Annotated in this window: 14 protein-coding genes; 1 reads left to right on the top strand and 13 read right to left on the bottom strand. The window is 53.0% G+C overall.

Annotated elements, in window-relative coordinates; all coding sequences use genetic code 11:
- Positions 1-5 precede the first annotated feature (5 nt).
- Positions 6-428, top strand: coding sequence for a thioredoxin family protein (locus tag IXC47_RS06300; RefSeq protein WP_195875027.1), 423 nt, complete (start codon positions 6-8; stop codon positions 426-428).
- Positions 429-518: 90 nt separating this feature from the next.
- On the opposite strand, the gene IXC47_RS06295 is transcribed toward IXC47_RS06300, so the two are convergent.
- The 13 genes from IXC47_RS06295 to sdhC all read right to left on the bottom strand — a co-directional run bounded on the left by IXC47_RS06295 (position 519) and on the right by sdhC (position 14,342).
- Complete coding sequence (locus IXC47_RS06295; protein WP_009665193.1) at positions 519-722, bottom strand: cold-shock protein; 204 nt, start codon at positions 720-722, stop codon at positions 519-521.
- Positions 723-1,025: 303 nt separating this feature from the next.
- The gene (locus tag IXC47_RS06290) at positions 1,026-1,724 is read right to left on the bottom strand and encodes a hypothetical protein (RefSeq protein ID WP_195875026.1); all 699 of its coding nucleotides are present in this window, start codon (positions 1,722-1,724) and stop codon (positions 1,026-1,028) included.
- A gap of 46 nt (positions 1,725-1,770) precedes the next feature.
- Entirely contained in the window at positions 1,771-2,868 is a 1,098-nt protein-coding gene (gene zapE, locus IXC47_RS06285; RefSeq protein ID WP_195875025.1) for a cell division protein ZapE, read from the bottom strand.
- Between the two features lie 116 nt (positions 2,869-2,984).
- Positions 2,985-3,392 carry a hypothetical protein gene (locus IXC47_RS06280; RefSeq protein WP_175626750.1) on the bottom strand — a complete coding sequence of 136 codons (408 nt, stop codon included), beginning with the start codon at positions 3,390-3,392 and terminating at the stop codon, positions 2,985-2,987.
- Between the two features lie 12 nt (positions 3,393-3,404).
- Positions 3,405-4,832 carry a dihydrolipoyl dehydrogenase gene (gene lpdA / locus IXC47_RS06275; RefSeq protein WP_195875024.1) on the bottom strand — a complete coding sequence of 476 codons (1,428 nt, stop codon included), beginning with the start codon at positions 4,830-4,832 and terminating at the stop codon, positions 3,405-3,407.
- Between the two features lie 77 nt (positions 4,833-4,909).
- Entirely contained in the window at positions 4,910-6,181 is a 1,272-nt protein-coding gene (gene odhB, locus IXC47_RS06270; protein WP_195875023.1) for a 2-oxoglutarate dehydrogenase complex dihydrolipoyllysine-residue succinyltransferase, read from the bottom strand.
- A 60-nt stretch (positions 6,182-6,241) separates the two neighbouring features.
- Positions 6,242-9,100, bottom strand: a complete 2,859-nt coding sequence (locus IXC47_RS06265) for a 2-oxoglutarate dehydrogenase E1 component (protein ID WP_175626747.1) — start codon at positions 9,098-9,100, stop codon at positions 6,242-6,244.
- Between the two features lie 212 nt (positions 9,101-9,312).
- Entirely contained in the window at positions 9,313-10,623 is a 1,311-nt protein-coding gene (gene gltA / locus IXC47_RS06260; RefSeq protein WP_175626746.1) for a citrate synthase, read from the bottom strand.
- 77 nt (positions 10,624-10,700) lie between these two features.
- Positions 10,701-10,970 (bottom strand): FAD assembly factor SdhE, encoded by a 270-nt coding sequence (locus tag IXC47_RS06255; protein WP_175626745.1) that lies wholly within the window; start codon positions 10,968-10,970, stop codon positions 10,701-10,703.
- A gap of 94 nt (positions 10,971-11,064) precedes the next feature.
- Positions 11,065-11,775: a succinate dehydrogenase iron-sulfur subunit gene (locus IXC47_RS06250; protein WP_124572517.1), complete on the bottom strand. Its 711-nt coding sequence runs from the start codon at positions 11,773-11,775 to the stop codon at positions 11,065-11,067.
- A gap of 11 nt (positions 11,776-11,786) precedes the next feature.
- The gene (gene sdhA, locus IXC47_RS06245; RefSeq protein WP_124572518.1) at positions 11,787-13,565 is read right to left on the bottom strand and encodes a succinate dehydrogenase flavoprotein subunit; all 1,779 of its coding nucleotides are present in this window, start codon (positions 13,563-13,565) and stop codon (positions 11,787-11,789) included.
- 1 nt (position 13,566) lies between these two features.
- Positions 13,567-13,932, bottom strand: a complete 366-nt coding sequence (gene sdhD, locus IXC47_RS06240) for a succinate dehydrogenase, hydrophobic membrane anchor protein (RefSeq protein WP_175626744.1) — start codon at positions 13,930-13,932, stop codon at positions 13,567-13,569.
- Positions 13,932-14,342: a succinate dehydrogenase, cytochrome b556 subunit gene (gene sdhC / locus IXC47_RS06235; RefSeq protein WP_175626743.1), complete on the bottom strand. Its 411-nt coding sequence runs from the start codon at positions 14,340-14,342 to the stop codon at positions 13,932-13,934. The genes sdhD and sdhC overlap by 1 nt, the downstream gene beginning before the upstream one ends.
- Positions 14,343-14,431 lie beyond the last annotated feature (89 nt).

The raw sequence follows: 14,431 nt of genomic DNA, 5'->3' as shown, positions 1-14,431 counted from the left end.
CCGCCATGGCAAGTATCACTCTAGAACCGCATAACCAGCAGCAGCTCACGCAACGCATGCAAGACGACGTCTGGGTCGTGGCCTGCTTGTGCGCGGCCTGGTGCGACGTCTGTACCAATTACCGACCCGGCTTTGACGAGCTGGCGGCCCAACATCCGGACAAGCTGTTTGTCTGGATAGATATCGAAGACCGCGCCGACCTGATCGGCGACTTCGATGTCGAAAATTTCCCTACCTTGCTGATCCAGCGCGGTGACGATGTCATGTTCTATGGCACCACCATGCCAGATCATCGCATCGCGCATCGCCTGCTCACTGCACACGAAGGAAAAAGTGCAGCCGAACTCAAGGCATATACGCAAAGCAGCGCGGAATACCGTGAGTGGCAGGATGAACGCAATCTGCGACAAGCGCTGACACAAAACTGAATCACCCTCACCTGCGGCACTTCAGGAAATGACAGGCGAAAAAAAATCCTCAGCATGCTGAGGATTTTTCTATTTCGTTTGATCCAGCTATTAGATAGGCTGAATGTTCGAAGCTTGCTTGCCTTTAGGACCAGCTGTCACTTCAAAAGAAACGCGTTGGTTCTCTTGCAGCGATTTGAAGCCGCTCGACTGAATAGCCGAGAAGTGCGCGAACAAGTCTTCGCCGCCTTCGTCAGGGGTGATAAAGCCGAAGCCTTTCGAGTCATTGAACCATTTTACGATACCAGTTGCCATTACAATTCCTAATTTCAGTTAAGTTGGGCATTTGCCCGTTGGATCGTTTCAACCAAGACAGGAATGACAGACTAACTGCACCACTAACTCGAATCTCAACGATGGCTGATTATACCGGGATTAAAATAAAAAAAGTTAAATTTTAATAATCTCTCAATATTGTTTAGAGATAAGTCCAGCACTTTATCGAATAAGCGCACAACTTGTACGGTTAAGTTGCCAAATTCAACAGCAAATGAAACTTATATATCAGTCTGTCACTCTAGTCAGAGATAATTTGCAGCTGATAATTGCTACCATGCATCAAGGCTTGGCGGCCGGCACATTGGCTTTTTCCGCTTTCTTTCTGGCAATCTCTTTTTGTTTTTCTTCAGCGGCACGCACTTTTTCTTCGTAGCGCTGTACATTCTCGGCCCGCTTCTGCGCATCAGCTGCTTCGTTTTCCTTCAACAGCCGCTGCTTCTCCGCATACTCAGCATTGCGTTTCGCATAGGCTTCGGCGCGTGCCTTGCGCTGCGCTTCCTCTGCTGCACCCGGACCATCCTTGGCTGTGCGTTCGTCTACAGGCTTGTCAGCATTGGCGGCAGCTTTCGCTGCATTCTGCGCATTTTTTTCGGCCAGACGACGATCACGCTCGTCAACTTTGGCGTGGCGTATATACGAATTGGCCTCGAGTTCTATCGGCTTAATAGAAACCAGATCCAGACGTCGCTGCTCCTTGATCTTGTCCAGGCAGGAAGTGGTAAAGAACACTTTGTAGCAAGCCTTTTGGTCGGCCACAAAACGCGCTTCAATATCTGCGCGCGTCTTGTTCACTTCTTCCACCGCACGTTCCGCCACTTCGTTGGATTTGATGGAATCAGCCGGATAACGCTCTATCAGTTCTTTAGGCAAATACACATGGTCAGGCGTTTCAGCAGCGACGGGCGCTGGCTGCGCAAACACAAGATTGCCAGCCAACAAGAAGGTAGCGCCAAGGCAGGTAGGAAATATGTATTTCATCTATCGTTAATTCAAATTAAGGCGAGTCCGGCTCTGCAGCCATGGCTCATAAAATCGCGTTAGCTGTGAGTCGACGCTCTGCTTCCATATATTCGCTGGATTGCATCTCGATCAAACGCGACACAGTACGTTGGAATTCGGCAATCTGCGCACCATCAGTATACAACTCATCCATCGTCACCTCGGCCGACATGACCAGTTTAATCTTGTGATCATACAGGACGTCTATCAGCCAGATAAAACGTCGAACCGCGGAAGCCATACCGGCCGACATCACTGGCACATCTGATAAAAATACTGTGTGAAAACGACTGGCGAGTTCAAGATAGTCATTTTGCGAACGCGGACCACCGCACAAGGTGGCAAAGTCGAACCATATTACGCCACCAGCCCGACGCAAGGCACGTACGTCTCGCCCTTCAATTTTCAGACTCGGGTTTTCATCTGTAGTTTCAGCTATGCGCGCAAATGCCACCCGCATCGCTTCGCTAGCCTTCTCATTCAGCGGCCAGTAATAAGCATCAACCTGCTCCAGCGCGCGCTTACGATAATCATTGCCGCTATCGACATTCACGATGTCCAGCTTTTCCTTCAGCAAAGCGATGGTCGGCAACATACGATCCCGATGCAAGCCGTCCGGATACAAAGTGTCAGGATGGAAGTTCGAGGTAATGATGAAAGACACACCATTCTCAAACAAGGCCTTGAACAAGTTGTAGAGAATCATCGCATCGGCGATATCGATGACGTGGAATTCATCGAAGCAAATCAGGCGATACCTCTTCGCGATACGCTTGGCCACTTCATCCAGCGGATTCACCACCATCTTCAGTTCGTCCAGCTCGCGATGTACGCTGCGCATGAATTCATGGAAGTGCACGCGCGTCTTGCGCACCAAAGGCACGACTGAATAAAAACTATCCATCAGGAAGGATTTACCGCGACCTACCCCACCCCACATATAAATCCCACGCGGGATTTCAGGCGGCCGCAAGAAGCGCATGAAGGCATTCGCGCGCTGTGCCTTGTACTCTACCCATTCATCATAGGCTTGCTGCAAACGATTAACGGCATTGAGCTGCGACTCATCAGCAACGAATCCTCGTTGCGATAATGCATGCTCATAAAATTCACGTACATTCATGCGGCTAAAATCCAGTCTGTATTTTCGCTATCCAGCGGGCTGATACTTGCAGAAAAAAATGGGCGAGTCATTGCTCGCCCATCTGTCTCTGCACCATACTGGCGGCAGAATGATCTTTACTGCGGCGCCATATTAACCACGACACGAGGCGGATAATAACCGCCGCCACCGGAGCTGATCGGCACACTAAAGCCCAGACCCATACCAACTGCACCGCTACCACCACCGAGACCCAGACCTACACGGGAACCGGATGAAGTTGGCGCATAGGGCGGCAAGCGCAATTCCGTGGTGCGATAGCCCGGCTTATTGCAAATAATCCGCAACTCACCGTTGGCACTGCCCAATTGCACAGTAGCAGGCGTCAACACACTCCAGCTCCCGGAATTGGTGGTCACCGAACAATTGGCACCGCCAAACTCTTGCCCGTTGGAGGCGGTCGCAACTGACACGCGACCATCTCCATTACCGCTGGTGGCACACGCGGTCAGTAGCAAAGGCAAAAGCAAGGCGGCATATCGCATTAAAAAATACTCCTAAAAGTTCAGGGCCCGGCCATCGACCGCCAGCGCTGCCTCTTTGACAGCTTCCGACAACGATGGGTGTGCATGACAGATCCGCGCGATGTCTTCAGAAGATGCACGGAACTCCATTGCGACCACAGCTTCTGAAATCAGTTCCGAAGCCATCGCGCCGATGATGTGTACACCGAGGATTTCATCGGTCTTGGCATCAGCCAGGAATTTCACGAAACCAGTGGTATCACCGAGGGCGCGGGCACGACCGTTAGCGAGGAAAGGGAAAGAGCCGGATTTGTAAGCAATTTTTTCTGCTTTCAGTTGCTGCTCAGTCTTGCCTACCCACGCAATCTCAGGAGAAGTATAAATCACCCATGGAATGGTGTTGAAATTGACATGGCCGTGCTGACCAGCGATGCGTTCAGCGACCGCGACGCCCTCTTCTTCCGATTTGTGCGCCAGCATAGGACCACGCACCACGTCACCGACTGCCCACACATTCGGCAAGCTGGTTTTGCAATCAGCATCAACCGCGATGAAGCCGCGTTCATCCAGCTTCAGGCCGACTGCTTCTGCATTCAGACCGATGGTGTTAGGCACACGACCGATCGAGACGATCAGCTTGTCAAACACAGCCTTCTGCGCCGCACCTTTGTCGTCAACGTAATTAACCGTGACGTCGTTCTTGCCCGCAGTGATCGCACCGATCTGCACACCGAGACTGATGGCCAGGCCTTGCTTGGTGAATTGTTTGAACGCTTCTTTGGCAACTGCGTCATCGACTGCACCGAGGAAAGCTGGCAATGCTTCCAGTACCGTCACTTCGGAACCCAGGCGACGCCAGACGCTGCCCATTTCCAGTCCGATGACACCGGCACCGATCACGCCCAGACGCTTAGGCACATCAGTGATTGCCAACGCACCGGTATTCGACAGAATCAGTTTTTCATCGAATGCCGCACCTGGCAAGGCACGTGGATTGGAACCGGTTGCCACCACCACATGCTTGGCAAAAATATTTTCTTCCGTCGCACCTGCGATCTTGATTTCATGTCCGCCGTCTGCGGCTTTCACGAAAGAACCACGACCATGGAAGAAGGTAACCTTGTTCTTTTTAAACAGGTACAGGATGCCGTCATTGTTTTGTTTAACAACGCTATCCTTACGCGCCACCATCTTCTTGACGTTGAGCGACAAACCTTTGACTTCGATCCCGTGATCGGCAAACGCATGACCTGCATGATCATAATTTTCCGACGATTGCAGCATCGCTTTCGATGGTATGCAACCTACATTGGTACATGTGCCACCAGGCGCAGGGCCGCCCTTTTCGTTTTTCCATTCGTCGATACAAGCGACCGTGAAACCTAGCTGCGCTGCACGTATCGCTGCGACATAACCGCCAGGACCGGCGCCGATTACTACCACATCAAAATTCTTCGACATATCTTTACCCCATTAAAGAAAAAGACACAAAGGCATCCATATACCTGGGCCTTTGTGTCTTTTCATTTGGTCAAATATCAGAGGTCCAGCAGCAGACGCGCAGGATCTTCCAATGCTTCCTTCATCGCTACCAGGCCCAGCACCGCTTCACGGCCATCGATGATGCGATGGTCATAGGACATCGCCAGATAGTTCATCGGGCGTATCACGATCTGGCCGTTTTCAACCACTGCACGTTCTTTCGTTGCGTGGATGCCGAGGATCGCAGATTGCGGTGGGTTGATGATAGGAGTCGACAGCATGGAGCCGAAGATACCGCCGTTCGAAATCGAGAAAGTACCACCGGTCAGATCGTCCAGTGTCAGCTTGCCGTCCTTCGCCTTGTTACCGAATTCACCGATTTTCTTTTCGATCTCGGCGATCGACATTTGATCTGCATCGCGCAGGATAGGCACCACCAGACCGCGTGGTGAACCGACTGCGATACCGATATCGAAGTAACCGTGATAGACGATGTCATTGCCATCGACCGACGCGTTGATGATCGGATATTTTTTCAATGCCGCTACTGCAGCCTTGACGAAGAAAGACATGAAGCCGAGTTTGACGCCATGTTCTTTTTCGAACTTATCTTTGTACTTGGTACGCAGATCGATCACTGGCTGCATGTTGACTTCATTGAAGGTCGTCAAGATGGCATTGCTCGATTGCGATTGCAGCAGACGCTCGGCGATACGTGCGCGCAGGCGGCTCATAGGCACGCGCTCTTCCGGACGATTCGCCAGTGCGGCAGACGGTGCAGCCGGTGCGGCGACTTGCTGCAGAGCCGGTTTCGCGGCTACGGCTGGAGCTGCCGGTGCCGGAGCAGTTGCTGGCTGGGCGAGCTGGTTGATCACATCACCCTTGGTGACACGACCATCCTTGCCGCTGCCTGCAACATCGCTGGCGGACAAATTGTTTTCTGCCAGCATTTTTGCAGCCGCCGGCATCGCAATACCCGCAGCGCTGTTGGACGCCGCAGCAGGCGCACTCGCCGCTGGCGCCGGTGCGCTTGCAGGCGTGGCCGCGGCCAGTGGCGCGACTGCTGCCGGAATTGCGACCGCCGACAAATCGGTATCGATCAGTGCGATGACTTCGCCGGCAACCACGGTGCTGTTGTCAGCACGCACGATTTGCGTAATCACGCCCGCGTCAGGTGCCGGCAGTTCCAGCACGACTTTATCGGTTTCGATGTCGATCAGGTTTTCGTCACGGGCAACAGTGTCACCCACCTTTTTATGCCATTGCAGCAGGGTAGCCTCTGCAACTGATTCCGACAATTGCGGAACTTTCACCTCAAGAATTGCCATTTAACTCTCCGTTTCGGGTTGTTCGTACGACACCCCAGTCTTTGGGGTGCCGCAGGGTCTTTATTTCGTTTGTACGAAACCTTTTAATTTGGCAAAAGCCGCATCTATCAATGCTTTTTGCTGCGCGTAATGCTTGTCGTAATAACCGACCGCAGGCGATGCGCTGGCTGGACGACCGGCATATGCCAGCTTCTGTCCATCCGCCATGTTTTCCAGAATATTGTGTTGAATCTGGAACCATGCGCCCTGGTTCTGCGGCTCATCCTGCGCCCATACCAACTCGGCGAAATTCGGGAATTTCTTGAGTTCAGCCGCAAAGGCCTTGTGCGGGAATGGATACAGTTGTTCGATACGGATAATCGCGACGTCATTCTGACCACGCTCTTTACGTGCTGCGATCAGGTCGTAGTAGACACGACCTGAGCAGGCAATTACGCGCTTCACTTTTTTCGCATCGATCTTGTCATCCACTTCACCGATCACGGTCTGGAACGAACCTTTAGCCAATTCGCTCAGTGGCGATCCGGCATCCTTGTTACGCAACAGCGACTTCGGTGTCAGGATAACCAATGGCTTGCGGAACAAACGTATCATCTGACGACGCAGCAGATGGAAGATCTGCGCCGCAGTAGTTGGTTGCACCACTTGCATATTGTTGTCCGCGCACAGTTGCAGGAAGCGTTCAGGACGAGCAGATGAGTGCTCCGGTCCCTGTCCTTCGTATCCGTGCGGCAGCATCATGACCAGGCCAGAAGCACGCCCCCACTTCACTTCGCCGGAACTGATAAATTGGTCGATCACGACTTGCGCGCCGTTGACGAAGTCACCGAACTGCGCTTCCCAGATCACCAGGGTATTGGGTTCTGCAGTCGAGTAACCGTATTCATAGGCCAGTACTGCTTCTTCCGACAGTACGGAATCGATGACACGGAACCAGGCCTGCTGGTCGGAGACGTTTTGCAGCGGCACATAGGTACCTGCATCCCAACGTTCACGGTTTTGATCATGCAGGACTGCGTGACGATGCACAAAGGTACCGCGACCAGAATCCTGACCAGTCAGGCGCACTGCGTAACCGGAGCTGACCAGCGACGCATAAGCCAGATGCTCGCCCATGCCCCAATCCAGATTCATTTCGCCACGCCCCATCGCTGCACGGTCGTTCAGTACTTTCTCTACCAGCGGATGAACCTTGAAATTCTCCGGCAAGGTCGTGATACGTTCCGCCAGGCGCTTCAGCTCAGTAATCGGCACTGCTGTATCGGCAGCATCGGTCCATTTGCGGTTGAGGAAAGGCATCCAGTCAACCGCATACTTGCTCTTGAAGTTGGAAATAACAGGATCGACTGTGTGCTTACCAGCATCCATCGCATCGCGATATTCCTTGACCATCGCATCGCCATCATCAGCAGCTATGGTGCCTTGTGTCAGCAATTTGTCGGCGTAGAGTTTGCGTGTGCCTGGATGGGCGGCAATCTTTTTGTACATCAAGGGTTGCGTCAAGGCCGGGGTGTCTTGCTCGTTGTGGCCCAGTTTGCGGTAGCAAACAATATCAACCACGATGTCCTTGCGGAATTCGAGGCGGTAGTCGAGTGCCAGTTGCGCAGCAAAAACAACGGCTTCCGGATCGTCGCCATTGACGTGGATCACCGGCGCTTCAATCATCTTCGACACGTCGGTGCAATACAGCGTGGAGCGTGAATCACGCGGATCCGAAGTGGTGAAACCGATCTGGTTATTGATGATGATGTGCACGGTACCACCGGTGCCATACCCACGGGTCTGCGCCAGGTTCAGCGTTTCCATGATGACGCCCTGCCCGGCAAACGCGGCATCGCCGTGAATCAGGATAGGCAGTACTTGTTGCGACGGATCGTTCTGGCCGCGACGTTCGATACGTGCGCGCACCGAACCTTCGACCACCGGATTAACGATTTCCAGATGTGACGGGTTAAACGCCAGCGACAGGTGGATAGGACCGCCTGGTGTGCTGATGTCGGATGAGAAGCCTTGGTGGTATTTGACGTCGCCGGATGGCAAGTCGTCGCCATGACGACCTTCGAATTCGGCAAACAATTCCTGCGGCATTTTGCCCAGGGTGTTAACCAAGACGTTCAGACGGCCGCGATGCGCCATACCGATCACGATTTCCTGCACACCTTTTTCGCCACCGCGCTGGATGACTTCATCCAGTGCCGCGATAAAGCTTTCGCTGCCTTCCAGCGAGAAGCGTTTCTGGCCCACGTATTTGGTGTGCAGATAGCGCTCCAGGCCTTCAGCTGCAGTCAGGCGCTCAAGGATGTGTTTTTTCTTTTCGCTGGAAAAAGTCGGGGTCGAGCGTACCGATTCAAAACGTTCCTGCAACCACAGCTTTTGCACCGGGTCACTGATGTACATGAACTCAGGACCGATGGAACGGCAATAGGTGTCACGCAAGGCGTTGAGCAAATCGCGCAGCGACGATGTTTCACTACCGAAATGGGTATTGCTGATATTGAAAACGATATCCATATCCGCATCGGTAAAACCATAGAAGCTAGGCTCCAGTTGCGGGATAGGCGGACGTTCCTGGCGTTGCAGCGGATCGAGGTTGGCCCAGTTATTACCGAGCACGCGATAGGCGGCAATCAGCTGCGTAACGGCGACGCGTTTGCGTCCCATTTCGACATCTTCGGAAGCGGTAACGGTGCGGATCGGGCCATGTTTGGCACGTTCGGCAAAAGAAGCGATGACGGACGCGTGAGCGACGTCAGGTTTGGCTGAACCATCGACGGCAGGCACATGCTGCATGGCGTCGAAATACGCGCGCCAGTTGTCTGGTACGGAGCCTGGGTTGTCGAGGTAAGCCTCGTACAGTTCTTCAACGTACGGTGCGTTCCCTCCAAACAGATAAGAATTGGATTGGGACTGTTGCATCATCTTGCTCACCTTTCTTCGCGTTTCGCGAGATTAGCGGGTTAATTTAACCTTCCGCGACACGGCCTGACCGGTTAGCGGATTGCACATCAAGTTGTGGGGAAGGACTCTTTAATCTATAGCTGTAACTTAACTCAATTTTGTGACATCAGAATAACATAAAACAATTTGGCAAAAAGTGAATCTCCTGACTCACTTTTTGCCTTTAGCGATGATTATGGACGCTTTGCCAAGTCTGGCACGTCGCGTTGCTTTTCACCGATGAACAATTGACGTGGACGGCCGATTTTTTGTTCCGGATCCGAGATCATTTCGTTCCACTGGGCAACCCAGCCAACGGTACGCGCCATCGCGAAGATACCGGTGAACAGCGAGACCGGGATACCCAGTGCGGATTGCACGATGCCCGAGTAGAAATCGACGTTCGGGTACAGTTTGCGCGATACGAAGTATTCGTCTTCCAGCGCCACTTTTTCCAGGGCCATCGCCAGTTTGAACAATGGGTCGTCATGCAAGCCCAGTTCTTCCAGCACTTCATGGCAGGTTTCACGCATCAGTTTGGCGCGTGGGTCGAAGTTTTTGTAAACACGGTGACCGAAGCCCATCAGTTTGACGCCGGAATTCTTGTCTTTCACCTTAGCGATGAATTCAGGAATCTTGTCGACGGTACCGATTTCTTTCAGCATGTTCAATGCAGCTTCATTCGCACCACCGTGGGCAGGGCCCCACAAACAGGCGATACCGGCAGCGATACAGGCGAACGGATTGGCACCACTGGAACCCGACAGACGCACGGTCGAAGTCGACGCGTTTTGCTCATGGTCTGCGTGCAGGATCAGGATACGATCCAACGCGCGTACCAGGACGTCGCTGATTTTGTATTCTTCGCTAGGTGTCGAGAACATCATGTGCATGAAGTTCGCGCTGTACGACAGGTCATTGCGCGGGTAGACGAAAGGCTGGCCTACCGAGTATTTGTACGACATGGCGACCAGCGTAGGCATCTTCGCGATCAGGCGGATAGCCGATACTTCACGATGGTGCGCGTCAGTGATGTCCAGCGAGTCATGGTAGAACGAAGCCAGCGCGCCGACGGTACCAACCAGTACCGACATCGGGTGCGCGTCGCGACGGAAGCCACGGAAGAAGAATTGCATTTGTTCATGCAACATCGTGTGCTTGGTCACGGTGCTGACGAAGGTTTTCTTTTGCTCTGCATTCGGCAATTCGCCTTTGAGCAAGAGGTAGCAAGTTTCAAGGAAGTCGCACTTTACCGCCAACTGCTCAATCGGGTAACCGCGATACAGCAGTTCGCCTTTATCGCCATCGATGTAAGTGATGGTCGAATCACACGCTGCGGTAGACATAAAGCCTGGATCGTAGGTGAATTTACCACTGGCACCGTAGAGTTTACGGATGTCGATTACGTCAGGGCCTATGGAACCCTTATAAATCGGCAACTCCACTGATGGCGAACCGTCAGAAAACGACAGTGTGGCTTTGGTGTCAGATTGGGAGTGGGGCATGGCTCTTCCTTCTAATAACGAGGTGAGTCGATTTAAGAATAAATCGCAAAATTAAAAAACCGGTCATACAGCACGCTTTAAATCGCGCGCAATCTAATCAGCAACGCATGGACATGGGGCACATCAGCCTCACCTTCCGGTTCATTGCGTGCCAATAGCAAATTCAGCAATTCATTGTCGGGCAATTCCAGCAATATGGAAAAAGCCTCGACTTCTTCATCCGTCAGCGTTTCTTCGTGTTGATCGAGGAAACGCGTCAGCAATAAATCATTTTCCAGCAAACCACGACGACCGCGCCAGCGCAGGCGCGCTCGTTTTACCGGATCAGCTTGGTGGGTTATCGACATGGATACTCACTTAACCTGTTCAATACTACTTCCACGTCATCTGCTGGCGTAAGAAACACAGCGACTAACGCGCTGCGTTTCGTCGAATTGCGCACTATACAGCCCTGCGCACCATCAGTTCCTTGATTTTGCCGATTGCGCGGGTCGGGTTCAAACCCTTGGGACAAACATCCACGCAATTCATAATTGTATGACATCTGAACAATCTGTATGGATCTTCCAGATTATCCAGACGTGCACCAGTGGCTTCATCGCGGCTATCCGCTATGAAACGGTAGGCCTGCAACAAACCGGCCGGACCGACGAATTTATCAGGATTCCACCAGAATGACGGGCACGAAGTCGAGCAGCAGGCGCACAGGATACACTCATACAGGCCATCGAGCTCTTCGCGTTCGGCAGGAGTCTGCAAACGTTCCTTCTCAGGCGGGATTGTATCGTTAATCAGGAACGGTTTGATGGAATCGTATTGTTTAAAGAATTGCGTCATGTCCACGATCAGGTCGCGGATCACCGGCAAACCTGGCAAAGGACGCAATACGATAGGCTCGGTCAACTCATTCAAATTGGTGGTACAAGCCAGGCCGTTCTTGCCGTTGATGTTCATCGCGTCCGAGCCGCACACGCCTTCACGGCAGGAACGACGCAGGGCCAGCGAGTCATCGACGGTCGCCTTGATGCGCTGCAAGGCATCCAGCAGCATCTTGTCATGATCATGCAATTCTACCGTCACATCCTGCATGTACGGCTTTGCATCCTTGTCAGGATCATAGCGGTAAATCTGTAATCTGAGAGTCCGTGCCATGTTCTGACCTTTTAGAAAGTACGTGGTTTAGGCTTGAAGGTGTCTACCGTCAGCGGCTTGGTCACCACCGGCTTGTAGTCCAGTCGATTGCCTTCGGAATAAAACAGCGAGTGCTTCATCCAGTTTTCATCGTCACGCTTCTCGAAATCACGATGCGCATGCGCACCACGTGATTCCTTGCGTGCAGCTGCCGAGGTGATGGTCGCCTTGGCAGTTTCAATCAGGTTATCCAGCTCCAGTGCTTCGATACGTGCCGTATTGAAGACACGTGATTTGTCCTTGAACGAGACGTGCTTGCGACGCTCATCCAGTTCCATGATTTTCTTGTAGCCGGTTTGCAGCAATTCATCCGTACGGAACACGCCGCAATACTGTTGCATGGTCGAGCGAATATCGTTCGCCACGTCTTGTACACGTTCGCCACCGGTGTTGTTCTCCAGGCGTGACAAACGCGACAGTGCCTGATCAGCTGCATCAGCTGGCAAAGGCTTGTGCGAACGGCTCTTCAAATTGCTCTGCACGATGTGGTTACCCGCAGCGCGACCGAATACCACCAGATCGAGCAAGGAGTTGGTACCCAGACGGTTCGCACCGTGTACCGAGACGCAAGCGCACTCACCGATCGCGTACAGGCCATTGACCACGTGATTAGGGTTGCCATCTTTCGGCACCACGACCTGGCCATGGATATTGGTTGGAATGCCGCCCATTTGGTAATGGATAGTAGGCACGACGGGAATCGGCTCACGCGTCGCGTCAACGTTCGCAAACTTGTGCGCGATTTCCAGGATCGATGGCAAGCGCTTCTGGATGGTTTCAGCACCGATGTGACGCAGGTCCAGCATCACGTGATCCTTGAGCGGACCGCAGCCACGGCCTTCCTTGATCTCCTGATCCATCGAGCGCGATACGAAGTCGCGTGGCGCCAGATCTTTCAGTGTAGGCGCATAACGTTCCATGAAGCGTTCGCCCTGGCTATTCACCAGAATACCGCCCTCACCGCGCACGCCTTCGGTAATCAGCACACCTGCACCAGCCACGCCGGTCGGGTGGAACTGCCAAAATTCCATATCTTCCAGTGGCAGGCCAGCGCGTGCTGCCATGCCCATGCCGTCGCCGGTGTTGATGAAGGCATTGGTCGAAGCAGCCCAGATGCGCCCTGCACCGCCGGTCGCAAACAAAGTAGTTTTGGCTTCCAGCATCATGACGTCGCCGGTTTCCATTTCCAGTGCGACGACACCGATCACATCACCATCCGCATCACGCATCAGGTCGATCGCCATCCATTCAACAAAGAAATGGGTACGGGCGCGCACATTGCGCTGGTACAGCGTATGCAGCAAGGCGTGACCGGTACGATCCGCCGCCGCGCATGCACGTTGCACCGGCTTTTCACCGAAATTTGCGGTATGACCGCCAAACGGACGCTGGTAAATCGTACCGTCGGAGTTGCGATCAAAAGGCATGCCGAAGTGTTCCAGCTCGTAGACGACTTTCGGCGCTTCGCGGCACATGAATTCGATAGCATCCTGGTCGCCCAGGTAGTCCGAACCTTTGACGGTATCGAACATATGCCAGTACCAATTGTCTTCCGCCATATTGCCGAGTGAAGCACCGATACCGCCCTGGGCAGCAACCGTATGCGAACGGGTCGGGAATACCTTGGACAAGACTGCGACGTTCAGACCTGCTTCTGCAAGTTGCAACGATGCGCGCATGCCGGAACCGCCGGCACCGACAATGATGGCGTCAAAGTGACGTGACGGAATGCTGGTTTTGATTGCTGCCACGTTACGCTCTCCAGAGAATTTGCGCCGTCCATCCGGCGCAAGCGACGAGCCACAAAATCGTGGCGACCTGCAATGTGAGGCGTATAGAAACCGGTTTGATGTAATCCATCCAGATGTTCCGCATGCCGACCCAGGCGTGATAGAACAAAGCCAGGAACGTAACAAACGTAAACATCTTGACCCACTGCTGCGCGAACAAGCCCGCCCAGCCTTCATAGCTAAAATCCGATGCAGTCAGAAAGGTGATCAGCAGCACCGCCGTGTACAGCACCATCACGATGGCCGTGATGCGTTGCGCCAGCCAGTCCCTTACGCCGTAGTGCGCACCAACGACCAGGCGGTGACGTCCGATATTGTCGATAGGCATCAGAATGCTCCAAACAGTTTGAGGGCGACCAGTGCGGTCAAAGGCAGGCTGACAGCGAATACGATCAGGGCAGATTTCTTGCCGGTGACCTTATCGACGCCGACATGCACATCCATCAGCAAATGGCGTATGCCCGCGCAGAAATGGTGCAGATACGCCCAGACCAGCGCGAGGATAATCAGTTTGACGAACCAGTGCGAAGCAATGCCCCTGAAATGCTCAAAAGAGATTTCGGACAGCAGGCTCTTGTCCAGCAGGAAAAGGATGAATGGCAACAGCAAGAAGATGAAAGCACCACTGGCGCGGTGCAATATCGACTGTATCGCAGCAAGTGGAAAGCGATATCGGAGCAGATCTGTAACGTTGATATTACGGAACTCTCTCTTGCCGGTTTTGAGTGAATCAGACATGGCAGGACTTTCCAAAACGAGATAAACCACTAATTTTCACCGATATTGGTGCGCCACAGCAATACAAATTATTTTTCATTATCAACTGG

The organism is Herminiimonas contaminans, from assembly GCF_015645465.1.
Taxonomy (GTDB): domain Bacteria; phylum Pseudomonadota; class Gammaproteobacteria; order Burkholderiales; family Burkholderiaceae_D; genus Oxalicibacterium; species Oxalicibacterium contaminans.
Note: the sequence above shows the minus strand (reverse complement) of the source record. Positions and strands in the feature narration are given on the sequence as shown.